The sequence below is a fragment of the Enterococcus raffinosus genome (assembly GCF_018917525.1).
Lineage (GTDB): Bacteria > Bacillota > Bacilli > Lactobacillales > Enterococcaceae > Enterococcus_A > Enterococcus_A raffinosus_A.
Map to the genome: position 1 here is coordinate 1 of NZ_JAHLOS010000050.1, position 25,441 is coordinate 25,441.

The window sequence follows — 25,441 nt, forward strand, 5'->3', positions numbered from 1 at the left end:
AATCGCTTATTTAGACGTGCCATCGAGCGAATAAAAGACAAATCCGTAGCACTGGAGAAGAACAATTCTTCCACCAGTACTACGGATTATTTGTCAATATGCTTAAGTTAATGACATTGGTGTCCTGATGATCGCTTTTCAAATCAACAATTTGTCAAAAATCTATGGAACCGGGGATGCTAAGGTGGTTGCACTGGATAACATTCATTTAACGATTCCTAAAAATCAATTTATTGTTATCTTGGGAGAAAGCGGATCTGGTAAGTCAACGCTGCTAAATATGATTGGCTGCATGGATAAGCCTAGTTCAGGGAAAATTCTCTTCGAAGAACAGGATCTCACAAAGCTTTCCAAAGCGCAGATGACTGAATTTCGCAAAAATAAAATCGGCTTTGTTTTTCAAAGCTATAATTTACTGCCCGACTTAAGCGCCTTAGAGAATGTAGAGTTTTCAACTGAATTGGTCAGTAAATCAAGAGAAGACGCTGAGAACGCTTTGATCGCAGTTGGATTGAAAGAGAGAATCAGTCACTTTCCAGGCGAACTGTCTGGTGGTGAACAGCAGCGTGTCTCGATTGCTCGGGCGATCGCGAAAAGACCAGAGATTCTATTATGTGATGAACCGACCGGAGCATTAGACTTTGAGACAGGTATCAAAATCTTAGAGGTGTTAAAAGATATTCAGACGGCCACAGAGAACACCGTCATCTTTATTACCCACAACAAAGAAATCGCAAAAATTGCTGATATTGTCATTCAACTACGCAGTGGAAAAATTATGTCTGTCGAAGAAAATCTTTCGCCTTTAGCACCAAAGGAGGTGGAATGGTAATGAGCTTACGAACTGTCTTCTCTTTACGCAAAATGAAAAATAATATTGCCCAAATGATTGGTATGGGCATCTTGATTGCCATTGCAGCGCTGTTCTTTACTACCCTATTCACCTTCAAGACTATTTATGAAAAAGAAATGACCACGCTTTTTCACCAGAAAAAGTACGCAGATGTTACGTTGACAGGTTCTTTTACGGATATCGTTCCAAACCAGTTAAAAAAGCAGCTTCAGCTTTCAGCAGTGGAAGCTCGTAGTATTCAGGACTTTAGAAGTGGTGAAAAAAACATTCGTTTGATATCCATCTCAGAAAAGCTGAACCAAGTAACTTTAGAAGCTGGTCGCTTACCCGAAACAAGCTCAGAATGTGTCATCATCAGTCAATATGCTCGGAAAAACAAAGTTAATTTAAATGACACCCTCACTGTAAACCAGAAAAAATTGAAAATAGTCGGTATTGTCCGTTCTCCAGAGTATGTTTACTACTCGCAAAGCGAGCGCTCTTTTTCTGCAGATCCAAAGAAATTTGCGGTCGCCTTTGTCTCAAAAGATTTCTTTCCCTTCACCAACCAACTCCTGCTAGCTAGCCCCAAAAAGATTAAAGAAAAAGATGTTCAGAAACAAATAGAATATCAGACCTTCACTAAGCAACAGGACCAAATCAACTATCAAATGTATGAGGGCGATCTTGACCAATTCGTCTCTTTTGCCTATATCTTCCCGACTATCTTTTGGCTGTTGTCTTTTGGGATTATTTTTATCATCCTAAGACGAACATTGTTAAAGGAACATAAACAGATCGGTATATTGAAAGCACTAGGCACCAGCAGTCGTTCAATCGTCACCATCTACACCCGGCAATTTGTTTTATTAGGCTTTTTCAGCTCACTAATAGGCTGTTTATTGAGCTACCCTATAACGGAATTATTATTTCATGTTTTTAGTTCCATGATCGAACTCCCCACGTTAACCTATCAGGTTGAATTTCGTTATTGGACGATCACAATTCTGATCTCCACCATTGGCTGCGGAATCTTTTCGTTATGTTCAATGCTTGATATCTTAAAGGAATTTCCGGCGATTGCTATGAAACAGCGGATTCCAAAAACAAAAAAGAAAAGTGATAAGCTGCCGCTGTTCTCATCCTTGTCATTTAATACTCGCTACGCTTTGGCTGCTTCCTTAAGGAACAAAGGACGTTTTTTACTAATGATTTTAGGGATGGCTGCCTCAACCGGCCTACTATTGTTCTCGTTGGGATTTAATGACTCCATTAGAGGCGTAGCGGATAATTACTTTAAAACATTTGCTAGTTATGATTTGGTCGTTCAATTGTCCGATCCAGTGCCGCTAGATCAAAAAGTACTGAATAATTTTCATGAAGTTGATAAACAAGATGCTGCGTTGCAACTCGCTGGCAAAATAAAGGGCGAAGATTACCCTTTAATCATTACTCAATCAACGATCAAAACGTTAGACTTACCGCTGAAAAAGCTCAATCAAGGTCTAGTAATCCCTGAATATTATGCAAAAAAATGGCAAGTAAAAATTGGGGATCAATTAACGATCAATGATCATAAAGCAACTGTTTCTGCGATCCTTCCCCTGAGTATGGGATTGGCAGCCTACACATCTTATGAGTATGCCAACACTCTGTTTAAAGATTTTCCAGAGGTTTATAATACCGTTTATCTAACTTCTGATCAGCCTAAACAAGTGATTAAGCAATTAAAGCAAGAGAAGCTCTTTTATACGACAGCACAGGAAGATCGCCAGGCCTTCAATTCCTTGCTGGAAAATATGGGAATACTAATTATTTTGCTGGTGATCTGTTCTATTGTTTTGGGTATAACCGTAATTTTCTGTCTAAATTTGATGAATTTAACCGTTCGAGAATTTGAGTATATGTTTATGACTATTATGGGTTACTCTAAACGTTTGATCCTGCAGGCCATCAACAAAGAAAACTTGCTACAGCTTCTATTAGCACTACCGTTGGGCTTTTTACTTGGCAGCCAATTACTAGAGGGGATCAAAGATCAGTTCTCCCAAAATAGCTTCGCCATGCAGTCAAGCATCACACTAGAATCATTTATCCTGACTGCTGTAATCGTAATTTTCATCAGTAGTTTGCGCTTGCTGCTTTCAAATCGCTATATTGATCGCTTGGATATTGTTGAAGGATTGAAGACTCAAGAAGAATAGCTCATTCTAGCTTTTCAGTATATAATTGACCTCAATAGAGTACCTAATCGAAGGTATTAGTAAAGGGGTGTCAGCAGTTGCCGCGAGAATTAACACCAGATGAAAAAGCTCGTAACAAACAAATGCTATTGGATAAAGGGCGGGCTTTAGTTTATCAATATGGCATCAAAAAAGTCAGTGTAGATGATGTGGTCGCTTCCGCTGGTGTAGCAAAGGGAGCGTTTTATCATTATTTTTCATCTAAGGATGACTTTATTTATGAAATCGTCTATCAGATTCATCGTGAGTTGTTTGGCGGGTTAAAAATGATTGCCGAGCGTATTAAGCCATTATCTTCTAGTGAACGTCGAAAAACGATCAAAGTCTTTTCCGATCAGTTCTTCGCTTCTAAAGATATGTTTTTTTTCGTTAAAGAGCAGCAGGAAGTCCAGAATTTTCTCTTTCGCTATTCAAAAGAGAAGATGGCTGAATTAGAAGCCTTTGAAGCACAAAATTATCGTGATTTCTTTGAGATTTTAGAAATCAAAGACAAACAGCCAGAAATTGTTCAAAATTATGTCCATGTATTAGGATTTGGAATGTTTCATCAGGAGGTAATGATTGAAAATTATTTGACCGAAACCATCCACATCATGTTAGACGGTTTGATGGACTATTTGGAGCTCTAAGCATTTCGCATTAGCCAAGCAGCAATTCTCGTCAAAACAGCTTCAATCGTTTAAACTATAGCTGTAAAAAGGAGGCTGCTTACAAATGAATAAAGATGAGCTAATCAAAAAAGCTAAAGAGCTCTTAAACGAAGGGAATATCGATAAGGCGAAAGCTTTTGTCGAAGATCATAAAGACGAGCTGGGCGATTATTATGAAAAGGCCAAGGTTCTATTAAAGTCTGAGAAGCTCGATGGATTGATGGACCGCTTCAAAAAATTCTTTTAACAAAAAAGTTAGAAATGCCGCTCATACAAGTCGGTATTTCTAACTTTTTCTATTCCATTTGATTTAATATTCCATAAATAGCATCAGCGGCTTGTCCCAATGATTGTACCTGATTCGTATTTGCTAATAAAAGGATGTAGGTTAACCCTGTATGAGTAAACGTATTGATGGTATTGAATCCACCTAAAACACCGTGACTTGAATAACTACCAGGATTTACATAAAAGCCCATTCCATAAGTGGAGGTACTACCACTCATCAGCATTTTATTTTTTTCAGTCTCATTGATCAGCTTCCCCTGCATCAAGGCTTGGTCAAATAAATAAAAATCAGTCGCTGTCGTATAAATATCGCCAGCTCCGAATAATTGCGAAAGATTTGGCAATTCTGCTTTTTCGACACGACCATTTTTCTCTTTGTAGCTTTCTGCTAAGTCGGCTGTTGCAGCATCACTTTGATAAAAACCGGTTTTTTGCATATTTGCAGGTTTAAAAATATTTTCTTCAATATAGTCTTGCGCCTGTTGCCTGCTAACTAACTGCAGAATATAGGCCAATACCGCATAATTACTATCAGAATAATGCCAAGTGCCAACTGCTGAGTCACTGCCGGCTGCCTCGATTTCCTGTATGATCTCTTGTGGCAAGATTGCCTTACTGCCCTCTGTTCGTCCAGTCAATCCACTTGTATGATTAAGTAGATTTTTCAATGTTATCTGCTGTCCGTTGGGAAAGTCTTTGATATATTTAGCAACAGGATCCTCGATTTTTAATTTTCCTGATTGTTCTAATTGCAAAATCGCTGTTGCAATGATTGCTTTTTGTGCGGAGCCAATATAGTACCGTGTCATCGGAGTATTTTTAATCTGCCTTTCTCGATTTGCTAAACCGTACGATTGATTCAAAATCACTTGACCTTTGCGGACCACTAAAGCCGTGCCGGAAAAATGCTGGTCAATCAAATAATTATCTAGTGCTTGATTCGAAGTTACTGGCAACCTAACTTCAGTTTGCTTTTCTGGTTTTGACTCTGTTGTGTCAATTGATGAGGCCATCGAACTCTCAGTAGATTCTTTTTTTGTTTCTGATGATGTTTTCGTTGCATGAAAATCTACTGAGCCGGACTGCCAAACGAGTAGACACCCTACAACTAACAGCAGTATACTACTGCCTCCAATAACTTTTCTTTTCATTTTTTTCGCCATCCTTATGGCTTGAAGTATAGCAATTTTCTTGAGAAAAAACGCCGATTTACGCTTACCTAACAATTTTATTCGTGTCTTGTAAGGTGTCTGTAAGCTGTCTCTTTTATAAAGAAAAAAATTGCGACGTGGGTCTCACGCCGCAATTTCTATTTTTGATTAACCTTCGTATAATTCACGAATTGGTGTCATGATAATCCGGTTCAAATCATTGATGATCACGCTGAAAGCTTGTTCTTTCACCATTAATTCATTGATCAATTCTTCTTGTTGAACCTTCTCAGCTAATGCTTGTGCCTGTGATGCATCTTCATCGCTGAAGTCTTCACCGCGCATTTGTTTTTCCTGCAAGCTTTGTTGGAAGGCTTGGAAATCCTTAAATGCTGCATACGCTGTTTCGTTTTTCTTCAATTCTGCAAAAGCTGCTTCTAAAGATTTAAATTCTGGTAGCTCACGAATTTCGCGTTCTAGTCCGTTTGCTGAATCATAAATGTTTGCCATCTTGTATTCCCTCATTTTCTATAAAAGTTACTTTTCTATTGTAACATGAATGGAAACGGGTTCACACCCTAATTTCCTGGTTGATATTGTTGCCACAATTCTTGGGCTTTGTCCTTCAGTTTATTGGCGCCTTCTTTGGCTTTCTCGAAGAAGTTTGCTGCACCTTCACTAGCCTTGCCGCCAATATCTTTTAGCTCATCTCGCCATTTGCTTGCATCACCATTTGCTTCTCCTTGGTTGACTTGATCAGCCGCTACGACCTGTCCGCCTGTTGCATAGGCATCCGCAACCTCAAAAGAGTATTGTCCAGCATAAGGTAAAATCGACTCGGCTTCCGCTTTGAAGACCTGTCCGACTTCTGATCCGCTTGTTCCGCTTAAATAATGTGTCTCGCTGACCTTTTCGAACCCTAGCCAAGTAGAAATCACGACATTCGGTGTATAGCCAATGATCCATTGGTCATTGACTTTATTCGCGTCAAAGTTCGTTTCAGTCGTTCCAGTTTTCCCGGCAACAGTAAATCCAGCTGGTGCTGCTTGCGCCGCGGTTCCGTTAGAAAAAGTTCCTAGTAACATACTCGTCATTTCATTAGCAACTTCTTTTGAAATAACTTGTTCATATTTTGGTGAACTATTATCCTCAATCACAGCACCTGTGGAATCGATAATTTTCGTAATCAAATGCGGTTCATAAACTTTGCCTTCATTTGCAAAAGCACCATAAGCTGCCGCCATTTTCAGCGGTGAGGTGCCTTTTTCCAGACCGCCTAATGCCAAACCGTAATATTTATCCGATTTGCTCAATGGAATTCCAAATTCTTCGGCCTTATTATAGCCTTTACTTAATCCCATCTCATGCAACAACCACACTGCCGGCAGGTTTAAACTCTGCGCCACAGCTTGATACATCGGCACGTCACCTTGGGAGGTGCCATCATAGTTTTTCGCTTTGTAGTACGATTGTGGTTCATCCTTTAAAATGCTGTCTGGTTTATAGCCAGATTCTAATGCTGATGAGTAGACACTTAATGGTTTCATCGTTGAACCTGGTGAACGCTGCATTTGCGTCGCAAAATTATAACTCCGGAAAATGTGTTCCCCACGTCTTCCTACTAACGCTTGAACCCCGCCTGTTTTTGGATCCAGAGCAACTGATGCTGATTGAGGCATTGCTCCATCCGCTGCATTTGCCGGAAAATTGGCATTGTTATCATAAACAGCTTCCATTTGTTTTTGATAATCCTGATCCAAAGAGGTGTAAATTTTGTAGCCTTTATTTAGTAAATCTTTTTCAGACATGCCATAACGTTCAACTGCTTCATCGATTACCGCATCAAAATAGGAAGGATAACGATAACCAGCATCTGCTGAGGAATAGGTATCATTTAATTCTGATCCCAAATCAATCGCTTTTTCCTGGGCCTCTTGTTCTTTAGACAGTTTACCGTTTTCTACCATCACGGAAAGGACGGTATCCCGACGATTTACGGCGTTTTCTAAGTTATCAATCGGATTGTAAATACTTGGCCCTTTCAGCATTCCAACAATCGTTGCTGCTTCCCCGATCGTTACCTGATTGGCATCTACACCAAAGTATTTTCTCGCTGCATCTTGTACGCCCCATACACCATTACCGAAGTAGGCATTGTTCAAGTACATCGTCAAAATCTGATCTTTGTCATATTTCTTTTCGATCTCGATGGCCATAAAAATTTCTTTGGCTTTTCGCTCTAACGTTTGATCGAGAGTTAAATACGCATTTTTGGCTAACTGTTGTGTTAATGTACTACCTCCACCAGTAATGTGGCCAGCAGTTATTCGACCCACAACCGCCCGGGCAATCCCTTTGATATCGAAGCCGTGGTGTTTGTAAAAGTTACGATCCTCCGTTGAAACGACCGCATCTTTTAAGTAAGGCGAAATTTGATCGCTTTCTACATAGGTCCCTTTTTGTCCATAGAGGGAACCTGCTTGTTCATTTTTCTCGTCATAAATCACTGTCGACTGCTTCAAACTGGATTGCAGTGTTTCCACATTGACCGATTTTGCCAAGAAAAATAGATAGACGCTCATTACTAGGACACCTACAAGTGTTAATAAGAGCAAAATTTTATTGATATGATATTTTTTCCAAATACGTTTGCGCCAGTGGTGAAAACGAATCAAATAGGGTTTGATCCATTGCCAAAAGGTTTTTGTACCGCTACGAAACTTTTGCCAAAAAACTTTTGTCCCACTTTTAACCTTGCGCCAAATTTCCTGAAAATCCATTTTTTGATCTCCATTCTATACAAATTCAGACACAGTGTATCACAAAGCTCCTATCTAATGCTTGGGTCTTGAGACGGATACACACTTGGGAGTATTCTAGCATGGGATCTCAAGGAAAAGCTGATTTTTTTCTTAAATATCCGTTAAAAGTGATACAATTAAGCGGATAATCCCTTTCTAAAGCTAACATATCGCAAAAAAGCGCTCAATTCTGTCTTTTGCACTTTATTCACTGAATGCTTGAAAATAAATACATTGAAATAAAAAGGAGCAGTAAAATGATTTTCACTATGACCTTGCCCGATCAAACACCTGTAATGACGATCAAAGATTTATTGGAACAGGAGTGGCTGGTACCACGAAAGGTCCGCCATTTTATACGAACACGAAAAGGAATCTTGATCAATGGTGAAACCTGCCATTTTCAATCGATGGTCCAGCCTGGAGATATTATTACACTTACAATCGAAGCAAGCGATTATCCTGAACGAAAAATTCTACTTGGTGACAAAAAGAAAATTTCGGTTCTTTTCGAAGATGAGCATTTGATTATTGTAAATAAACCACATGGCATGAAGACTCATCCGAACCAACCAGAGGAGCAAGATACTTTGCTGAACCATCTAGCTGCCTATTTGGCACCTAATTATCAGCCTCATGTCGTGCATCGCTTAGACAAAGAAACAAGCGGCGCGATTTTGTTTGCAAAGAACCCCTTCGTTTTGCCAATTTTAGGTCGTCTATTAGAACAAAAGAACATCTATCGCCGCTATCAGGCAATCGTTCATGGAACGATAAAAAAGGATCTGACAATCGATCAAAAAATTGGGCGTGATCGACACGATCGCCGAAAACGACGAATTGATCCTAAAGGCGGAAAAGCTGCGGTAACTCATGTAGCTGTCGCAAAGCAATATAAGAATCAAACAGATGTCTTTTGTCAATTAGAGACTGGCAGAACCCATCAAATTCGTGTCCACTTAGCCAGCATCGGTCATCCGCTTGTTGGTGATCCTCTGTATAGTCGACATTTTAGCGGTCGTTTGATGTTACATGCCTATGAACTTCATTTGTTACATCCCTTTACCCATCAAGAAATAGCTGTTCAGGCATTGCCTGGATTGTGGGAATAAAAACGAAACCAGCCAGGACAGAAAAAAAGACTGTTTTGGCTGGTTTTTTATTAAACTTTGAAAATTATTCCCATAAAAAAGAGAGGATCATAGTTTTGATCCTCTCTGTTATTTCTATTTTTAACTCTTAATACCAGCCGTTTGCTTGCCAGAAAGATTGTGCGCCTTCCCATGAACCATAACGAGAAGTTACATATTGGTCAGCAACGCGTTCTTGGTTTGCTTCAGAGTAGTCACCGTTCAAATATGAAGCTGATAATTGGTAACGTCCGATATATTGACCGTTCGTAGCTGAATATGAACCGCCTGATTCGCGTTGTGCAATCCATTCTTTTGCTGAAGAAGTTGTCGCTGCAGTTGCTGCTGGCGCTGTTTGTTGAACAGGCGCTGCTTGTTCTTGAACTGGAGCCGCTGCTTGTACAGGTGCTGCCTGTGTTTGTTGAACTGGAGCCGCTTGCGTTTGTTGGGCTGGAGCTTCAGCTTGAACTGGAGCCGCTTCTTGTGCTTTTTCAGCTTTCGCTTCGCCATCAATTGTTAATTCTTGACCTGCAAAAATCATATCTACGTTAGAAATTTTGTTCGCTTTTGCAATTGAATCTACTAAACTATCGTTACCCGCAAACTTGTGAGAAATTTTTGATAAAGTATCTCCTGATTCTACAGTATATGTTTCTGAAGCGTGCGCATCTGTAGCTCCCATCGCTAAACCTGCACCTGCTACTAATACTGTACTAAAAAGAAATGTTTTCCCTAATTTCATTATGTAACTTCCTCCGATTTTTCTTATGTCTTTTTTCTTCTGTCTTCTTGACTACGAGAGTTACTTTACCATCCTTTTGTGTTTCATGGGTAATATTAATGTAACAGTTCATTACAATAACATAAAACTATGTAACAAAACGACTGTCAGTGTGTCATTTTGAAATATATCACTTTTATTATTATGAGGAAAAACCCGTGATATAAGGCTGTTTTGAGAAATGTAACTGTTTTATCCTTGTATTACAAAAATTATCTTTAGAAACATTGACATCTTTTTGTAAAGTAAGTGGAAGGAAAAACTCTATTCTTTTTGAATTATTTTGCAAATATTTTTTACAGATTTTGAATTTAAAATTTAAATTATAACAAAAAAATACTTCTGCACTTTTCAATTGCAGAAGTATTTTTCATTTGATTCTTAAGCGTCTACGCCATTTTCTTGCTTGTGGTCCGACTAGCTTATCGACTAATCGTATTTTCAAACTAAGGTAGAAATAAACCAATCCGCCTGCTCCAGATGTTAATAAACAGATGGCTAAAGCTGATAAACGTGAAGCCGGATCAAAAACGAGATAACTCACCTGCCGCACAATAACAGCAACTATCAGCATCACTAACGTTAAAATCAAAATCAGAACACAACGACGAAAGGCCAGCTGGTAGTTTGCACGAACAACTCTGCGTAGTTTCCACAGACATAAGCCACAGGTTAGACTTAACCCGATGAAGGTAGCAGCGAGAGGTCCATAAACCTCTAATAGTTCAATCAGCGGTACTTGAATAATCGCTTTAAGTAATAAGCCTGCCAGCCAATATTTCACTGCGACTCGACTATGGGAAATTCCTTGCAACGTCGTCGATAGCATCATAAACAATGCTGAGACTAGCCCCGCCCAACAGGCTGCAACAAGTACACGACTGCCTAAAACATCGGCCGAATAGAAGACCGTATTCAAAGGATAAGCCAGTAAAATCATTCCAAAAACAGCTGGCAGCATGATAAAGGCAAAAAGCTGGATATTCGTATTTACTAGTTTTGCCCGTTCAGGTCGGCGTCGTTGAGTAAAAAGTTCTGTCAGCATCGGCAAGCTGGTTAATGCGAGCGATGTTCCTAAAGCAACGACGACCATCGTCAATTTATCTGGATTGGCACTAAACAAGGCGTACAAATCCACCAGCTGATCATGGCTGTAGTTCGTATTGGCATTCATTGTGTGAATAAAGGTCACTTGATCAATCAATTTATAGAAGGTAATCCCGCCACCTAGTAAAATAAACGGAACTGCTTGTCTAATTGTTTCTAATAATAATTTTTTCGTATCAATCGTCACTTTGTTTAAACTGCGTTCAAGTTGCAGATCACTCTTTTTACGATCCTTAAACCAATAAAAAAGCAAGACACCGTAGGAGCCAATCATACCGACAGACGCCGCGAAGGTCGATTGGATCACCGCATTTAAATAGTCGCCCTTCATGACCTTCATAATAATAAAGACACTTAAGAGCATATACAAAACACGTAGCGCCTGTTCAACCAATTGTGAGACGGCAGAAGGACGCATATCCTGCTGACCTTGAAAATAGCCCCGTAAGACACTCATACAGGGAAAAGCAATAACCGCGATGCTCAATGCTTGAATCACTGGAATCAAGGCTCGTCCCCCACCGGATAAACCAGCCAACAATGGTGCTGTGAAAAACATCAAGCCACCAAAAAAAATTCCCAAAATTGCCGTAGCTTGCAAGGCCTTTATAAATAAACGCCGACTCGTTTGATACTCTCCCATCGAATTGTACCGAGCAATCTGCTTGGCAATCGCACCTGGCAGTCCAGCTGTGGAGATCATCATGAACAATGCATAAAACGTATAACCCATATTAAATAATCCATTGGCCGCACGGGCATTTTCACCCATCCAGGCATACCATGGAATAATGTAGATCGCTCCCAACAGCCGTGAAAAAATGTTTCCCACAGATAGCCAAGCTGATCCTTGGATCATTTTTTCCTGATAAGTCAGATCACTCGGTCGTGTCTCTTTCATGGTCTCCTCCTTCAAAAAATCGCTACCCTTATAGTAAAGCTAAATCGCGCTCCTGACAATCACTCTTTACTTTTTCTCTTACTAAGCTATGCTATAATAGCCTAGACTATATATTGGAGGTCTCAACATGCTGACACTTACCCAAATTCAACAAATCCTTGAACAAGAGAACCTTTTAAGAGAGTTCATTACGCCCACACGCTGGACGTTGACCGCTCCTTTTGACAAAAGCTTTCAAAAAATTTCTTACGACTCACGTGAAGTTGATGCGGATACCCTTTTTTTCTGTAAAGGAAATAACTTTCAACAACGTTTTTTAGAACAGGCTTTATCAGAAGGGTTAACTTGCTACATCGCCGAACAGCCCTATGAAGTTCCAGCAGAGCTAGCAATCATCGTAACCGATATCCGCAAAGCATTGGCGGTTTTGAGTATGGCCTTTTATGATTATCCGCAAGAAAAATTAAAGCTAGTGGGGATCACCGGAACAAAAGGCAAAACAACCGTCGCTTATTTCACGAAAAAAATCTTAGACATTACGACGAATAAAAGGACCGCTCTTCTATCTACTTTAAATACCACACTAGATGGCGTGACCTTCTTCAAATCAAAACTTACAACACCAGAATCATTAGATTTATATCGGATGATGGCAGAAGCTGTAGCCAACGGTATGACACATCTGGTAATGGAAGTCTCTTCTCAAGCGTATAAAGTAGCGCGTGTTTATGGCTTGATCTTTGATGTCGGGATTTTTCTAAATATTTCTCCCGATCATATTGGACCGATTGAACACCCGACATTTGAAGATTACTTCTATTGTAAACGACAATTAGTTGCTAATTCTCGTCAAGTTATCTTACAGCACGAGATTGATCACTTTGATCTTCTACTGGAATTGGCTGAAAAACAACATATTCCCGTCATTACATACGGGAATAAGCAAGCAGATTATCACGTACAACCAGCTGAACATCCGCTAACCTTTGAATTAACCGGCGCACAGGATATTAGCTTAAATGGGAACTACTCTATTTTGTTAGCAGGCGATTTCAATAAGGAAAATGCTGCTGCTGCTTTGCTTGCCAGTGCTCTCGTCGGTGCCGACCAAGCTGCAGGACGTCAAGGACTAGCTGAGGCATTAGTTCCTGGTCGAATGAATCTTTTAATAAAACCAAACGGTGCTCACATTTATGTGGACTACGCTCATAATTATTTAAGTATGAAATCATTGCTCGCTTTTGCTAAAGAACAGCATCCAGATGGTGAACTACTTGTCATTACCGGTTCAACTGGAAACAAAGCAGAATCGCGCCGCGAAGGTTTAGGACAAGCAATTGGTGAATATGCCGATGTGGCGATTTTGACCAGTGACGATCCCAACTTTGAGGATCCTAAAAAAATCGCGGACGAGATCAAAGAAAGCATTCAAAATGATCATGTACGTGTACATTTTGAAATTGATCGCAAAAAAGCCATCAAAGATGCGATTCAGCAGGCTGGACCAAATGATGCCATCATTTTAGCAGGAAAAGGGACCGACAAATATATGACGGTTAACGGCGAAGACCTGCCCTATGAAGGCGATTATCACTTAGCAGAGGAATTTATTAAGGACTAACGGCACTGCCCGTTAGTCTATTTTTATGTTCTGACAGATTGCTGCCGCCTCCGCATATACCTCTTCAATCAAGACTTTAGCTGGCTTCACTTCCGAAAATAACCCGGCAATTTGTCCAGTCATAACAATTCCTTTTTCTGTATCACCTTCATCTGCCGCTTGCTGCAAGGCTTCTAAAGAAAATGCCGCAGGCGACTCTTCTCTATCAGCTAAACTATTTCTCAACGCGCGAACCGCACCCCCGCTGTTTTTATGAAGCACTATGGTTGCCGTATCATCTGCTTGTAGAATCGCTTGCTGATAATTTTCATGAATTGGACACTCCGCAACTGTTAAAAAGGCCGTCCCCATTTGGACACCCTGTGCTCCTAATGCAAAGGCTGCTGCCATTCCACGACCATCACCGATCCCGCCAGCGGCAATCACTGGAATTGTCACCGCTTGAGCGACTTGTGGAATCAATGCCATGGAAGTCGTTTCACCAATATGTCCACCTGCCTCCATCCCTTCTGCGATGATACCATCTACACCCAACTGCTCCATTTTTTGTGCCAGTTTCACTGAGGGTATCACAGGAAACACTTTGATATCTGCCTGCTTCAAACGATCCATATAGGGCTTGGGTGTTCCTGCTCCAGTGGTCACGATCTTAACTCCTTCTTCAATCAACACATCAACTTGCTCTGAAATATTGTCCATCTGCAGCATCAAATTAACAGCGAACGGTTTCTTTGTTCGTTCTTGGGTCCTACGAATTTGTTCTCGCAATTCTTCGCTGCTTAACCCACCAGCAGCGATAATCCCAAGTCCTCCGGCTTCTGAGACTGCACTAGCTAATGGATAGCGAGCAATATGGGCCATTGCTCCCTGCAAAATCGGATATTGGATATCTAATAGTTCTGCGATCGAGTTCATTAAAGCACCTCATTTCCTTTTTTACCTTATCCTAGCATAGTTCACATGTCAGCTCATTATTTCTTTATCTGCATACAAGAAAGGCTTCTCGAACTCGTTTAGCTTTATCGGCAATAAGAAAAAGCTTGTTCGTGAAGCCGTACATGGATATTCCTGCTGTAAAGCGATTTATCCATGTGGAAATTTTATACTCCCTTTAATAACAAAAAAATGCTCCGCAATTACATGCGGAGCATCAATAATTAATTTGCTACAATATTGACTAACTTATTCGGTACAACAATCACTTTACGAACCGTTTTTCCTTCAATGTTACGTTGGATATGTTCATCCTCCATCGCCAATTTCTCTAATGCATCTTTCGCTAAATCAACAGCTACCATCACTTTAGAACGGACCTTTCCATTGACTTGCAGAATGACTTCGATCTCATTTTCAATCAACGCTTCTTCATCATATGCTGGCCAAGCTACGTGAGAAATACCGCCTTCATGTCCTAAGATCGCCCACAGCTCTTCAGCAATATGCGGCGCGATCGGTGCTAGTAATTGTACGAAGCCTTCGACATACTCGTAAGTCAATGCTTCGGCTTTATAGGCATCGTTGACGAAGACCATCAATTGAGAAATCGCGGTGTTTAAATGCAGATTCTCCATGTCTTCTGTTACCTTTTTAACGGTTTGATTGTAAACCTTTGTCAATGAGCCATCATTAAAGGTAGTAATATGATCACGCATCTTACCTTCTTCATCCACAATCAAACGCCACACGCGATCTAAGAATTTACGAGAACCTTCAAGACCGTTTTCACTCCAAGGAATCTGAGCATCCAATGGTCCCATGAACATTTCATACATGCGTAATGTATCGGCACCATATTTATCTACGACATCATCTGGATTGACCACGTTTTTCAATGATTTACTCATTTTCGCAGGTGCTTCTTCTAATTCTTCGCCTGTTTCAATACTGAACCATTTTCCATCACGTTTTTCAACCATATTCGTTGGTACTAGCGCACCACGACTATCACGGAAGCTTTGACCTAAGATCATGCCTTGATTGTACAGTTTTTGGAATGGTTCATTCGTTGGAACGACACCGATATCGTACAAGAATTTATGCCAGAAACGAACATACAACAAATGCAGTACCGCATGCTCTGCTCCGCCGATATAAAGATCAACTGGCATCCAGCGTTTCAATTTGTCATAATCTGCCAATACTTCTTTATTATGAGGATCAATAAAGCGCAAGTAATACCATGAGCTGCCTGCCCATTGCGGCATTGTATTGGTTTCACGACGTCCTTTTTTACCAGTGATTGGATCAACGACATTGACCCACTCTTCAATATTTGCTAGTGGAGATTCACCCGTTCCACTTGGTTTGATATCTGTTGTTTTCGGCAATTCCAAAGGCAATTCATAGTCGGGAACTAAACCAGTTGTTCCGTCTTCCCAATGGATAACCGGAATTGGTTCGCCCCAATAGCGTTGACGAGAGAACAACCAGTCACGCAGACGGTAGCTAATTTCTTTTTTCCCACATTCATGTTCTTCAAGCCAAGCTAGCATTTTATCGATAGCATCTTGTTTATTTAGTCCATCAAGGAATTCAGAATTAATATGCGGACCATCACCGGTGAACGCTTCTTTATCCACATCGCCGCCTTCAAGTACAGGAATGATCGGCAAACCAAACGTTTTCGCGAATTCATAATCTCGTTCATCATGAGCCGGAACCGCCATAATCGCACCAGTTCCGTAAGAAGCTAATACATAGTCCCCAATCCAGATTGGCATTTTTTCACCGTTCACTGGATTAATGGCATAAGCTCCAGTGAAGACTCCGGTTTTTTCTTTCGCTAAATCGGTTCGATTCAACTCTGATTTTTTTGAAGCTTCCTCGATATAGGCATCCACCGCTGCTTTTTGTTCAGGCGTCGTAATTTTTTGCACCAAATCTAATTCTGGAGCCAGCACTGCATAGGTTGATCCAAACAACGTATCAGGTCGAGTAGTGAAGACAGTAAATGTTTCTTCGCTATTTTCAATCTTAAAGCGTACATTTGCACCGATTGAACGACCGATCCAGTTTCGCTGCATTTCTTTGATACTTTCTGGCCAATCAAGATCTTCCAGATCATCCAATAAACGATCGGCATAAGCAGTAATTTTCAGCATCCATTGACGCATCGGTTTGCGAATGACATCGTAACCGCCACGTTCACTCTTACCATCAATGACTTCTTCATTAGAAATGACAGTCCCTAATTCTGGTACCCAGTTGACTGGCACCTCCGCTTCATAAGCCAATCCTTTTTCGTACATTTGTTCAAAAATCCATTGTGTCCATTTATAGTAATCAGGATCTGTGGTATTCAATTCACGATTCCAATCATAACTGAACCCCAATGCATTGATTTGACGTTTAAAGGTTTCAATATTTTTCTTGGTAAATTCCGCAGGATCATTACCAGTATCTAACGCGTATTGTTCAGCCGGCAGACCAAAGGCATCCCAGCCCATTGGATGCAGTACATTGTATCCTTGTGCTCGTTTCATCCGTGAAATGACATCCGTCGCTGTATAGCCCTCCGGATGTCCTACGTGTAAGCCTTGTCCAGATGGATAAGGAAACATATCCAATGCGTAAAATTTTGGTTTTTCAGGATCATCTGTGGTATTAAAAACATTGTGCTTTGCCCAATATTTTTGCCATTTTTTCTCAATCGCTTTGTGATCGTAACTCATGTTGTTCCTCCTAAATTGAATTATTCGTTTTAGATACAAAAAAATCCCATGAAAGTTTTCAAAACTCTCATAGGACGTTATCAACGTGGTACCACCTATTTTTATCTGTCGAACGACAGACCTCAAAAGAAATAACGGTCCTTAACCGGATCATTCGATCGTGCTCCAAGGTAAGTTCGAATGTCTCGCATACACACTCTCAGCACCGTGCGCTCTCTGAAATGCGTTCGTTTCTACTACTCCTCTTCCAAGCAACAATATTCAAAGTAGTTTCATCTTAGCAGATTCCAAAACAATATTCAATTGAATTCCCTTTAAGAAATCGTTGAATAAATTGTCCCTTAGTCAAAACATGATATAATACTTCTGTTTAGAAAGGATGAATCAGAGAAAACAATGAAAAATAAATCAATCTATCAATTAATCGGCAGTTTTACCCTGCTGTTTTTTGCGGCACTGTGTTACATTGTCCGTTTTTATCCAGAAACATTAAATGGTTTTGATCGCGGCATCATTCATGCGGTCCATCAGCTGCATCCGCAGATGAACGGCTATTTTTTATGGGTGACAAAATTTGCTAATCCAATTACCGTTGTCATCTTAACGTTGGTATTTGTTGGTTTATTCTATTTCAATAAACAAAAGATTACGGCCCTTTGGTTAGCCATTACTATGGCATTGATTAGTGGTATCGGCAATCATTTACTGAAACTTTTCTTTCATCGAGCGCGACCAACGATCTTGCCCCACATGGTGACAGAGCACAGCTTTAGTTTTCCTAGCGGTCACGCAACAGCTAGTACCTTATTATATGGCACATTGATTTTCGTTATGGCTCTATTCTTCAAAGAAAAAACACCACGTTTGATTGCTCAGATCATCGTTGGTTTACTGATTCTAAGTATTATAATCAGCCGTATTTATCTTGGTGTTCATTATCCAAGCGATGTTCTCGCTGGAATGCTTTTTGGTAGCAGTTGGCTACTATTCACGTATCCTTATTACAAACAGAAAAAATTAGTCTATGATCTAAAAGCGATTAGGAGAAATTAAATGACTTTTCAATATACTGACGATCCAACCAAACGGTATCATTCTTGGAATTACGCCTTACGCCAGCAATTTGGCGGAAAAATCTTTAAAGTCCCCGTTGATGGTGGTTTTGATTGTCCCAACCGTGATGGGACTGTCGCCCATGGTGGCTGTACCTTCTGCAGCGTTTCTGGTTCCGGCGACATGATCGTTGCACCAAGTGATCCGCTGCCTCAACAGTTCCATAAAGAAGTCGACATGATGCATCAAAAATGGCCCCACGTCGATCAATACATCGTCTATTTTCAAAACTTTACCAATACCCATGCCCCTGTAGAGGTCATCCGCGAACGTTTTGAGCAAGTTGTCAATCTTCCTGGTGTAGTTGGATTATCTGTTGGTACTCGTCCCGACTGTTTGCCGCCAGAAGTGGTGGACTATTTAGCAGAATTGAATCAACGCTTATATTTATGGGTCGAATTAGGGTTGCAAACGACCTATGAGAGTACGAGTGACAAAATCAATCGCGCCCACGACTATCCAACCTATGTGGATGCAGTAGCACGTTTACGTAAACACAATATCAATGTTTGCACTCATTTAATCAACGGTCTACCTGGTGAGTCTTTAGAGATGATGCGGGAAAATGTTCGCCGAACGATTTTAGATTCTGATATCCAAGGGATCAAGCTTCATCTTCTTCATTTGATGCGCAACACTAAAATGCTTAGAGATTACGCAGAAGGTCGTTTACAACTGATGAGCAAAGACGATTATGTTTCTGTCATTTGCGATCAATTAGAGCTGATTCCTCAAGAAATTATTATTCATCGTTTGACCGGTGATGCTCCGTGGGATTCATTAATTGGTCCCATGTGGAGTTTAAAAAAATGGGAAGTCTTAAACGCGATTGATCAAGAATTGATTCGTCGTGATTCCTATCAAGGAAAATTTGCTTTGAGAGGGGCGTTTAATCATGCTGCTAACGGCTCTGCGGTATAGTCATCAGCTGCTGAAGGAAATAGTAAACGAAGGTGATCACGTCATTGATGCTACGATGGGCAATGGCAATGACACCTTATTTCTAGCAGAACTTGTCGGCACAACCGGTCAAGTTTACGCCTTTGATATTCAAGAGCAAGCGTTACGAAATACGCGTGATAAAACTTCTGACTATAGCGAGCGCACAACGCTATTTCTTGCTGGACATGAAACGATTGAAGAAAGAATCTCAGCTGACCAACCAATTAAAGCCGCAATTTTTAACCTTGGCTACCTGCCAAAAAGCGATAAACAGATCGTCACCTTGCCCGAAACGACCAAACAAGCCATGTCAGCCATTCTAAAACGTTTAACCATTGGTGGACGCATGATCATCGTCATTTATTATGGACACGAAGGTGGACCAGCTGAAAAAAACGAAGTCCTGCATTATTGCCAAGCATTACCTCAGGAAAAATTCAGCGTTTTAAACTATCAATTTATCAATCAAAAGAATAATCCACCGATTTTATTATGCGTCGAAGCTATTTCACATTGAACGCTGCCGTTTGCTGCAACGTATACACCTAAAAAAGAGTGACTGATCAAAAAACGATCAGTCACTCTTTTCATTCAACCATTCCAGAACACGCTTGATCCAGGTATCCCAAAATACCCAATCATGTTTCCCCGGTCCATCCTCAAAGGTTACATCCAGATTCTTTTGTTTCATCTTATGGGCCATGTATTGACTAGCTGGATACAAATCATCTTCTGTTCCGCAAGCTAAGAAAAAGCGTGGTGCCGATTTTTCACTAGCTATTAACTCATTCAATAAACGAAGTGGGTCATTTTCTGATCCTTGGAGCTGATCCAGCGGACCAAAAATCCCCTGCCAATACGCTTCATTACGTACCAGCAATAAACTTTCCACATCAGACAAGACAACTGCTCCCGATAAAGAAGCCACCGCAGCAAAATTCTCAGGCTTCGCCAAGCCAAGCTTCAATGCACCATAACCGCCCATTGATAAACCAGCTGCAAAAGTTTTTTCTCGTTTATGAGTCAATTGTGGAAAGAGCTCATGGACAATCGTTGGCAATTCCTCAGAAACAAACGTCCAATAGTTCATATCATACGTTGTATCAGTGTAAAACCCAAGATCCGTTGAAGGCATCACCACTGCCATCTGATATTCAGCCACATATCGCTCGATCGAAGTCCGGCGTTCCCAAACACTATGATTACCACCCATGCCGTGTAATAAATATAAGACCGGAACATCTTCATTTACACCAATGGTTTCCGTTCCAATTTTCTTATGCGTCGTTTGTGGCAAAATCACGTTCATTGCTACTTCCATTTGTAAAACATTCGAGTAGATATTCACTTGTAAAAAAGCCATTCAGCTTGAGCCTCCAGTTCTTTTATTCTTCATTCAGTTTAACACTTCTCGATTGTTTGCCAACCATAAAGCTAAAAATCAAGGCAATAATAATTAGCACTAGCCCAACCAAATATATCCAGTGAAGGCTGGTAAAAAAAATCTCACGTAATTCCAGCCGTAAGCTCGACTTGATCTGTACAGCCGTGTGAGGATTAATCAAGCGATTCATGATATCAAGATCAGTGATCCCAGCTTTTGTTAACTGCTGCCCGTTTGCAACGTTCAAGATAATTCCAAAAAGTGAAACCATGACTGTTTGACCAATTGTACGAGAAAGCGTATTAAAAGATGTTGCTACACCAATTTCTTCCTTCGGTACACTGGCCTGCGCCTCCACTGTTGTTGTGGTAACAGATAGCCCATAACCAATACCTAGAATACCCATAATAATGAAAAACAACCAAAAAGGACTTTGCTGCGGCAATATTACTAACGTTCCTCCGCCAATCAAGATAATACTCAAGCCAACAACAATGATCCATTTTGCTGAATACTTACGCAATAATTGACCTGAAAGAAACGACCCGTACATCCATACAATCGACATCGGAGCTAAGACTAAACCACCAATTCCGGCTGGTTTCCCTAAGACTCCCTGCATCCACATCGGAATATACACATCCAGTCCCATTAAAAATCCACTAATTAGAGCCGCGACAACATTCACACTAGCAAATGTCTTGTTATTGAACAGCTTCAAATTTATTACAGGATCTTCTGCTCGTTTTTCTGTTCGAATAAAAAGTATCAACGAAAAAATACTCACTGCAAATAAAGCAATAACTGATAACGAAAGTCCTTCATCACCTAGCAGTTGAAACCCTAATAATAAGCTTAAAAGTGTCAGCATCAAGAACAAGCTTCCGAACGTATCCATCTTTTTTGCTTGATGCTCTTTTTTCTCTTCAATAAAGAAATATTGTAACAAGCCAATCAAAGCCAATCCGATTGGTACATTAATAAAGAAAATCCAATGCCATCCGATCGTATCTACGATCAATCCACCAGCTAAAGGACCAAAAACACTAGCTACTCCCCACGCTGCACTGGTAAGTCCCAAAACCTTGGCTCGCTTTTCAATATCATAAAGATCGGCAATAATTGTCAAAGACACGGGCATAATTGCTCCCGCACCAATACCCTGAATTCCACGAGCAATGATTAGCGTCAGCATCTCATTAGACATCCCGCATAATGCCGAACCCAAAACAAACAATAAAATTCCAAAGATGAAAATCGGTTTTCTACCGATCTTATCCGCTAACTTTCCATAAATCGGTGTAATCATGGCATTTGTTAATAAATAAATGGAGAATACCCAGTTCATAATTTCAATTCCATGTAAACTGCCAACGATTGTCGGCATTGCCGTCGTCACGATCGTACCTTCAATCGCAGACATAAATGTCGCGATAAATATTCCTGCAGTCACAACCTTCACATTTGTCTTTCTATTCATTTTTTCCTCCAAATCCATTTTTTAATCTTTAGATACTTTAACATAGAAGTATAACTTATCTCTCATGAAGCCGATCAAAATTGCCTAAAAAAAGAGACAGCCCTATCAATCAATGATTAATAGAAACCGCCTCGTGAACTCCATAAGTATTTTATGTCTGTACGATTTATTCTAGATTCAAGCTTTTCTTCAATGCATCGACTTTATCAATATGCTCCCAAGGAAGATCCACATCTGTTCGACCAAAATGTCCATAAGCGGCTGTATCGCTATAGATTGGACGCAACAAATCAAGCATTTCGATAATTCCTGCCGGACGCAAATCGAAGTTTTCACGAATAGCACCAATCAATGCTTCTTCAGTAACCTTTGCTGTTCCGAAGGTATTGACTGAAATAGAAACGGGCTGTGCCACACCTATCGCATAAGCAAGCTGCACCTCTACTTTTTCTGCTAAACCAGCAGCCACAATATTTTTCGCAATATAACGAGCCGCATAAGATGCAGAACGGTCTACTTTAGTTGCATCTTTCCCAGAAAAAGCACCACCTCCGTGACGTGAATAACCACCATAAGTATCAACGATAATTTTACGCCCGGTCAATCCAGCATCCCCTTGAGGACCACCAATCACAAAACGACCAGTTGGATTAATAAAATATTTCGTTTTATCATCCAATAATTCAGCAGAAATTTCATGTTTGATCACTTTTTCCATGACGTCTTTTTGAATCGTCTCGTTATCAACAGCATCATTGTGTTGAGTACTGATAACGACTGTATCAACACGCAATGGTTTTCCATTTTCGTCGTATTCAACAGTCACTTGAGATTTTGCATCTGGGCCAAAATAAGCTACCTCGCCAGATTTACGCAAGTCAGCCAAACGCTTCACTAGGTGATGACTCAAAGAAATAGGTAATGGCATCAATTCCGGTGTCTCATTCACCGCAAAACCAAACATTAGCCCCTGATCTCCGGCACCGATATCATCCAATAGTTCTTCTTTACCACGTGTTTCTAGAGCATCATCCACACCTTGAGCGATATCCGGTGATTGTTCATCGATTGCTACTAAAACAGCAACATTATCACCATCAAACCCAAATTTTGATTCTGTATAACCAATACGCTTAATCGTTTCGCGCACCACTTTTTGGATATCTACATACGCTGAAGTAGATATTTCACCAAAAACTAAAACAAGCCCAGTCGTTACAGACGTTTCGCATGCAACTCTGGCTTTTGGATCCTTTTCTAGAATTGCATCCAAAATAGCATCACTGATTTGATCAGCAACCTTATCCGGATGTCCTTCTGAAACTGATTCGGATGTAAATAAACGACGTTCTTCCATTATAAATATTCCCCCTAATTTTTATTCGGTTACAAGGAATCTCTGAGCTTCTCAGAGCCTATCGGGAACTTGCAACGTCTCGATTATAACAGAAAAATAGCCTCTGTCACTAATAAACCGTCAATAAGCTTGAAAACTTATAGAAAATCATTTCAGAACAAAAAAAAGAAACGTTCGAAAACGTCTCAAAATGACCCGTACGGGACTCGAACCCGTGTTACCGCCGTGAAAGGGCGGTGTCTTAACCGCTTGACCAACGGGCCATATATCAAAAAACGGAGAAGGAGGGATTTGAACCCTCGCGCCGGTTTCCCGACCTACACCCTTAGCAGGGGCGCCTCTTCAGCCACTTGAGTACTTCCCCAAAAACCAAAAAGATTTTTAATGGGCCTAAATGGACTCGAACCATCGACCTCACGCTTATCAGGCGTGCGCTCTAACCAGCTGAGCTATAGGCCCTTCTTAAAAACTAAAGCGGGTGACGAGAATCGAACTCGCGACAACAGCTTGGAAGGCTGTGGTTTTACCACTAAACTACACCCGCAATTCTGATGGCGCGGGACAGAATCGAACTGCCGACACATGGAGCTTCAATCCATTGCTCTACCAACTGAGCTACCGAGCCAGAAGCGGTCCCGACGGGATTTGAACCCGCGATCTCCTGCGTGACAGGCAGGCATGTTAACCCCTACACCACGGAACCGTATTTTTTAGTTTTTAATTGCGGGAGCAGGATTTGAACCTACGACCTTCGGGTTATGAGCCCGACGAGCTACCAGACTGCTCCATCCCGCGATAATAGTATTAAAAGGAGGATAAGGGATTCGAACCCTTGCACGGTTTTACCCGCCTGACGGTTTTCAAGACCGTTCCCTTCAGCCGGACTTGGGTAATCCTCCAAATAAAAAATAATGACCCGTACGGGACTCGAACCCGTGTTACCGCCGTGAAAGGGCGGTGTCTTAACCGCTTGACCAACGGGCCATAAATTTTAATGGGCCTAAATGGACTCGAACCATCGACCTCACGCTTATCAGGCGTGCGCTCTAACCAGCTGAGCTATAGGCCCTTCTTAAAAACTAAAAGCGGGTGACGAGAATCGAACTCGCGACAACAGCTTGGAAGGCTGTGGTTTTACCACTAAACTACACCCGCATGGCGGTCCCGACGGGATTTGAACCCGCGATCTCCTGCGTGACAGGCAGGCATGTTAACCCCTACACCACGGAACCGTATTTTTTAGTTTTTAATTGCGGGAGCAGGATTTGAACCTACGACCTTCGGGTTATGAGCCCGACGAGCTACCAGACTGCTCCATCCCGCGATAATAGTATTAAAAGGAGGATAAGGGATTCGAACCCTTGCACGGTTTTACCCGCCTGACGGTTTTCAAGACCGTTCCCTTCAGCCGGACTTGGGTAATCCTCCATAAAAGAGTCACTATGGACCTTGTAGGACTCGAACCTACGACCGGACGGTTATGAGCCGTCTGCTCTAACCAACTGAGCTAAAGGTCCTGGCTCGAATAAAATCGCGGCGGAGGGGATCGAACCCCCGACCTCCCGGGTATGAACCGGACGCTCTAGCCAGCTGAGCTACACCGCGTTAATAATAAAAAATGGAGCCTAGCGGGATCGAACCGCTGACCTCCTGCGTGCAAAGCAGGCGCTCTCCCAGCTGAGCTAAGGCCCCAAAATTTTATTTCTATCGGGAAGACAGGATTCGAACCTGCGACCCCTTGGTCCCAAACCAAGTGCTCTACCAAGCTGAGCTACTTCCCGAAATGCACCCGAGAGGACTCGAACCTCTAACCCCTTGATTCGTAGTCAAGTACTCTATCCAATTGAGCTACGGGTGCGTTATTTAGTTAATGCCGAGGACCGGAATCGAACCGGTACGGTGATCACTCACCGCAGGATTTTAAGTCCTGTGCGTCTGCCAGTTCCGCCACCCCGGCGTTCTTCCCTGGTCTTCAGGAAAGCGGAAAAC

General features: G+C 41.2%; 19 protein-coding genes, 20 tRNA genes, 1 riboswitch and 1 other annotated feature. Of the genes, 9 read left to right on the forward strand and 30 right to left on the reverse strand.

The genetic code is table 11. The features are described 5' to 3' along the window. Positions 1–127: 127 nt before the first annotated feature. The 4 genes from KQI58_RS20165 (at position 128) to KQI58_RS20180 (ending at position 3,972) form a co-directional block, all read left to right on the forward strand. Positions 128–832 (forward strand): ABC transporter ATP-binding protein, encoded by a 705-nt coding sequence (locus KQI58_RS20165; protein WP_216410761.1) that lies wholly within the window; start codon positions 128–130, stop codon positions 830–832. Continuing rightward, positions 832–3,036 carry an ABC transporter permease gene (locus tag KQI58_RS20170; protein WP_216410762.1) on the forward strand — a complete coding sequence of 735 codons (2,205 nt, stop codon included), beginning with the start codon at positions 832–834 and terminating at the stop codon, positions 3,034–3,036. The genes KQI58_RS20165 and KQI58_RS20170 overlap by 1 nt, the downstream gene beginning before the upstream one ends. Positions 3,037–3,113: 77 nt before the next feature. Then, a complete protein-coding gene (locus KQI58_RS20175) occupies positions 3,114–3,704 on the forward strand; it encodes a TetR/AcrR family transcriptional regulator (protein ID WP_216410763.1) in 591 nt (196 codons plus the stop codon). Between the two features lie 85 nt (positions 3,705–3,789). Continuing rightward, positions 3,790–3,972 carry a hypothetical protein gene (locus KQI58_RS20180; RefSeq protein ID WP_216410764.1) on the forward strand — a complete coding sequence of 61 codons (183 nt, stop codon included), beginning with the start codon at positions 3,790–3,792 and terminating at the stop codon, positions 3,970–3,972. 49 nt (positions 3,973–4,021) lie between these two features. On the opposite strand, the gene KQI58_RS20185 is transcribed toward KQI58_RS20180, so the two are convergent. The 3 genes from KQI58_RS20185 to KQI58_RS20195 all read right to left on the reverse strand — a co-directional run bounded on the left by KQI58_RS20185 (position 4,022) and on the right by KQI58_RS20195 (position 7,944). Beyond that, positions 4,022–5,164, reverse strand: coding sequence for a serine hydrolase domain-containing protein (locus KQI58_RS20185; protein ID WP_216410765.1), 1,143 nt, complete (start codon positions 5,162–5,164; stop codon positions 4,022–4,024). A 168-nt stretch (positions 5,165–5,332) separates the two neighbouring features. Further along, the gene (locus KQI58_RS20190) at positions 5,333–5,674 is read right to left on the reverse strand and encodes a YlbF family regulator (RefSeq protein ID WP_216410766.1); all 342 of its coding nucleotides are present in this window, start codon (positions 5,672–5,674) and stop codon (positions 5,333–5,335) included. Between the two features lie 68 nt (positions 5,675–5,742). Then, positions 5,743–7,944 carry a PBP1A family penicillin-binding protein gene (locus tag KQI58_RS20195; RefSeq protein WP_216410767.1) on the reverse strand — a complete coding sequence of 734 codons (2,202 nt, stop codon included), beginning with the start codon at positions 7,942–7,944 and terminating at the stop codon, positions 5,743–5,745. 278 nt (positions 7,945–8,222) lie between these two features. Here KQI58_RS20195 and KQI58_RS20200 point away from each other — a divergent pair, with 278 nt between their 5' ends. Then, positions 8,223–9,077 (forward strand): RluA family pseudouridine synthase, encoded by an 855-nt coding sequence (locus tag KQI58_RS20200; RefSeq protein WP_216410768.1) that lies wholly within the window; start codon positions 8,223–8,225, stop codon positions 9,075–9,077. Positions 9,078–9,204: 127 nt separating this feature from the next. Here the strand turns inward: KQI58_RS20200 and KQI58_RS20205 are convergent, their stop codons facing one another. Both KQI58_RS20205 and KQI58_RS20210 read right to left on the reverse strand, forming a co-directional pair. Further along, positions 9,205–9,837 carry a LysM peptidoglycan-binding domain-containing protein gene (locus KQI58_RS20205; RefSeq protein ID WP_216410769.1) on the reverse strand — a complete coding sequence of 211 codons (633 nt, stop codon included), beginning with the start codon at positions 9,835–9,837 and terminating at the stop codon, positions 9,205–9,207. A 409-nt stretch (positions 9,838–10,246) separates the two neighbouring features. Beyond that, complete coding sequence (locus KQI58_RS20210) at positions 10,247–11,884, reverse strand: putative polysaccharide biosynthesis protein (RefSeq protein WP_216410770.1); 1,638 nt, start codon at positions 11,882–11,884, stop codon at positions 10,247–10,249. A 127-nt stretch (positions 11,885–12,011) separates the two neighbouring features. Here KQI58_RS20210 and KQI58_RS20215 point away from each other — a divergent pair, with 127 nt between their 5' ends. After that, positions 12,012–13,505, forward strand: a complete 1,494-nt coding sequence (locus tag KQI58_RS20215) for a UDP-N-acetylmuramoyl-L-alanyl-D-glutamate--L-lysine ligase (protein WP_216410771.1) — start codon at positions 12,012–12,014, stop codon at positions 13,503–13,505. Positions 13,506–13,517: 12 nt separating this feature from the next. Here KQI58_RS20215 and KQI58_RS20220 read toward each other — a convergent pair whose 3' ends face one another. After that, positions 13,518–14,420, reverse strand: a complete 903-nt coding sequence (locus KQI58_RS20220; protein ID WP_216410772.1) for an NAD(P)H-dependent flavin oxidoreductase — start codon at positions 14,418–14,420, stop codon at positions 13,518–13,520. 242 nt (positions 14,421–14,662) lie between these two features. After that, on the reverse strand, positions 14,663–17,176 hold the full coding sequence (leuS, locus tag KQI58_RS20225) for a leucine--tRNA ligase (protein WP_216410773.1): 2,514 nt from the start codon (positions 17,174–17,176) through the stop codon (positions 14,663–14,665). Positions 17,177–17,243: 67 nt separating this feature from the next. Next, positions 17,244–17,435 (reverse strand) — a binding site (T-box leader). A 137-nt stretch (positions 17,436–17,572) separates the two neighbouring features. On the opposite strand from leuS, the gene KQI58_RS20230 reads away from it, so the two are divergent. Genes KQI58_RS20230 through KQI58_RS20240 form a run of 3 tightly spaced genes read left to right on the forward strand, consistent with a single transcriptional unit; the run spans position 17,573 to position 19,748 of the window. After that, positions 17,573–18,229: a phosphatase PAP2 family protein gene (locus tag KQI58_RS20230; RefSeq protein WP_216410774.1), complete on the forward strand. Its 657-nt coding sequence runs from the start codon at positions 17,573–17,575 to the stop codon at positions 18,227–18,229. After that, positions 18,230–19,210: a TIGR01212 family radical SAM protein gene (locus KQI58_RS20235; protein WP_216410775.1), complete on the forward strand. Its 981-nt coding sequence runs from the start codon at positions 18,230–18,232 to the stop codon at positions 19,208–19,210. It abuts the gene before it with no gap. Next, complete coding sequence (locus tag KQI58_RS20240; RefSeq protein WP_216410776.1) at positions 19,185–19,748, forward strand: tRNA (mnm(5)s(2)U34)-methyltransferase; 564 nt, start codon at positions 19,185–19,187, stop codon at positions 19,746–19,748. Before KQI58_RS20235 ends, KQI58_RS20240 begins: the two co-directional genes overlap by 26 nt. A gap of 57 nt (positions 19,749–19,805) precedes the next feature. On the opposite strand, the gene KQI58_RS20245 is transcribed toward KQI58_RS20240, so the two are convergent. The 23 genes from KQI58_RS20245 to KQI58_RS20355 all read right to left on the reverse strand — a co-directional run bounded on the left by KQI58_RS20245 (position 19,806) and on the right by KQI58_RS20355 (position 25,409). Beyond that, a complete protein-coding gene (locus KQI58_RS20245) occupies positions 19,806–20,594 on the reverse strand; it encodes an alpha/beta hydrolase (protein ID WP_216410777.1) in 789 nt (262 codons plus the stop codon). Between the two features lie 22 nt (positions 20,595–20,616). Then, a complete protein-coding gene (locus KQI58_RS20250; RefSeq protein WP_216410778.1) occupies positions 20,617–22,095 on the reverse strand; it encodes an MDR family MFS transporter in 1,479 nt (492 codons plus the stop codon). Between the two features lie 166 nt (positions 22,096–22,261). Beyond that, positions 22,262–23,452, reverse strand: a complete 1,191-nt coding sequence (gene metK, locus KQI58_RS20255) for a methionine adenosyltransferase (RefSeq protein WP_216410779.1) — start codon at positions 23,450–23,452, stop codon at positions 22,262–22,264. Continuing rightward, a riboswitch (SMK box riboswitch) is annotated at positions 23,450–23,532 on the reverse strand. It overlaps the preceding gene by 3 nt. A gap of 111 nt (positions 23,533–23,643) precedes the next feature. Next, positions 23,644–23,715: transfer RNA gene (locus KQI58_RS20260), tRNA-Glu, on the reverse strand. Positions 23,716–23,728: 13 nt separating this feature from the next. Continuing rightward, positions 23,729–23,816: transfer RNA gene (locus tag KQI58_RS20265), tRNA-Ser, on the reverse strand. A 21-nt stretch (positions 23,817–23,837) separates the two neighbouring features. Continuing rightward, positions 23,838–23,911 (reverse strand) — tRNA-Ile (locus tag KQI58_RS20270). Positions 23,912–23,925: 14 nt separating this feature from the next. Then, a tRNA-Gly gene (locus tag KQI58_RS20275) sits at positions 23,926–23,996 on the reverse strand. Between the two features lie 8 nt (positions 23,997–24,004). Next, positions 24,005–24,077, reverse strand: a tRNA-Phe gene (locus KQI58_RS20280). Positions 24,078–24,082: 5 nt separating this feature from the next. Next, positions 24,083–24,155, reverse strand: a tRNA-Asp gene (locus KQI58_RS20285). 18 nt (positions 24,156–24,173) lie between these two features. Further along, positions 24,174–24,247: transfer RNA gene (locus tag KQI58_RS20290), tRNA-Met, on the reverse strand. 14 nt (positions 24,248–24,261) lie between these two features. Then, a tRNA-Ser gene (locus tag KQI58_RS20295) sits at positions 24,262–24,351 on the reverse strand. Between the two features lie 13 nt (positions 24,352–24,364). Continuing rightward, positions 24,365–24,436 (reverse strand) — tRNA-Glu (locus tag KQI58_RS20300). An 11-nt stretch (positions 24,437–24,447) separates the two neighbouring features. Then, positions 24,448–24,521, reverse strand: a tRNA-Ile gene (locus KQI58_RS20305). A gap of 15 nt (positions 24,522–24,536) precedes the next feature. Next, positions 24,537–24,607 (reverse strand) — tRNA-Gly (locus KQI58_RS20310). Between the two features lies 1 nt (position 24,608). Further along, positions 24,609–24,684: transfer RNA gene (locus KQI58_RS20315), tRNA-Asp, on the reverse strand. An 18-nt stretch (positions 24,685–24,702) separates the two neighbouring features. Further along, positions 24,703–24,776: transfer RNA gene (locus KQI58_RS20320), tRNA-Met, on the reverse strand. Between the two features lie 14 nt (positions 24,777–24,790). Continuing rightward, a tRNA-Ser gene (locus tag KQI58_RS20325) sits at positions 24,791–24,880 on the reverse strand. Between the two features lie 15 nt (positions 24,881–24,895). Continuing rightward, positions 24,896–24,969: transfer RNA gene (locus KQI58_RS20330), tRNA-Ile, on the reverse strand. Positions 24,970–24,983: 14 nt separating this feature from the next. Continuing rightward, positions 24,984–25,057, reverse strand: a tRNA-Met gene (locus KQI58_RS20335). Positions 25,058–25,071: 14 nt separating this feature from the next. Next, a tRNA-Ala gene (locus KQI58_RS20340) sits at positions 25,072–25,144 on the reverse strand. A gap of 15 nt (positions 25,145–25,159) precedes the next feature. Further along, positions 25,160–25,233, reverse strand: a tRNA-Pro gene (locus tag KQI58_RS20345). Positions 25,234–25,236: 3 nt separating this feature from the next. Further along, positions 25,237–25,310 (reverse strand) — tRNA-Arg (locus KQI58_RS20350). 13 nt (positions 25,311–25,323) lie between these two features. Continuing rightward, positions 25,324–25,409: transfer RNA gene (locus KQI58_RS20355), tRNA-Leu, on the reverse strand. Positions 25,410–25,441 lie beyond the last annotated feature (32 nt).

Bases quoted from the DNA above. Each gene is read 5' to 3' on its own strand.
- KQI58_RS20165 (WP_216410761.1), top strand. From the start codon at position 128: ATGATCGCTTTTCAAATCAACAATTTGTCAAAAATCTATGGAACCGGG.
- KQI58_RS20170 (WP_216410762.1), top strand. From the start codon at position 832: ATGAGCTTACGAACTGTCTTCTCTTTACGCAAAATGAAAAATAATATT.
- KQI58_RS20180 (WP_216410764.1), top strand. From the start codon at position 3,790: ATGAATAAAGATGAGCTAATCAAAAAAGCTAAAGAGCTCTTAAACGAA.
- KQI58_RS20185 (WP_216410765.1), bottom strand. From the start codon at position 5,164: ATGAAAAGAAAAGTTATTGGAGGCAGTAGTATACTGCTGTTAGTTGTA.
- KQI58_RS20190 (WP_216410766.1), bottom strand. From the start codon at position 5,674: ATGGCAAACATTTATGATTCAGCAAACGGACTAGAACGCGAAATTCGT.
- KQI58_RS20195 (WP_216410767.1), bottom strand. From the start codon at position 7,944: ATGGATTTTCAGGAAATTTGGCGCAAGGTTAAAAGTGGGACAAAAGTT.
- KQI58_RS20200 (WP_216410768.1), top strand. From the start codon at position 8,223: ATGATTTTCACTATGACCTTGCCCGATCAAACACCTGTAATGACGATC.
- KQI58_RS20205 (WP_216410769.1), bottom strand. From the start codon at position 9,837: ATGAAATTAGGGAAAACATTTCTTTTTAGTACAGTATTAGTAGCAGGT.
- KQI58_RS20210 (WP_216410770.1), bottom strand. From the start codon at position 11,884: ATGAAAGAGACACGACCGAGTGATCTGACTTATCAGGAAAAAATGATC.
- KQI58_RS20215 (WP_216410771.1), top strand. From the start codon at position 12,012: ATGCTGACACTTACCCAAATTCAACAAATCCTTGAACAAGAGAACCTT.
- KQI58_RS20220 (WP_216410772.1), bottom strand. From the start codon at position 14,420: ATGAACTCGATCGCAGAACTATTAGATATCCAATATCCGATTTTGCAG.
- leuS (WP_216410773.1), bottom strand. From the start codon at position 17,176: ATGAGTTACGATCACAAAGCGATTGAGAAAAAATGGCAAAAATATTGG.
- KQI58_RS20230 (WP_216410774.1), top strand. From the start codon at position 17,573: ATGAAAAATAAATCAATCTATCAATTAATCGGCAGTTTTACCCTGCTG.
- KQI58_RS20235 (WP_216410775.1), top strand. From the start codon at position 18,230: ATGACTTTTCAATATACTGACGATCCAACCAAACGGTATCATTCTTGG.
- KQI58_RS20240 (WP_216410776.1), top strand. From the start codon at position 19,185: ATGCTGCTAACGGCTCTGCGGTATAGTCATCAGCTGCTGAAGGAAATA.
- KQI58_RS20245 (WP_216410777.1), bottom strand. From the start codon at position 20,594: ATGGCTTTTTTACAAGTGAATATCTACTCGAATGTTTTACAAATGGAA.
- KQI58_RS20250 (WP_216410778.1), bottom strand. From the start codon at position 22,095: ATGAATAGAAAGACAAATGTGAAGGTTGTGACTGCAGGAATATTTATC.
- metK (WP_216410779.1), bottom strand. From the start codon at position 23,452: ATGGAAGAACGTCGTTTATTTACATCCGAATCAGTTTCAGAAGGACAT.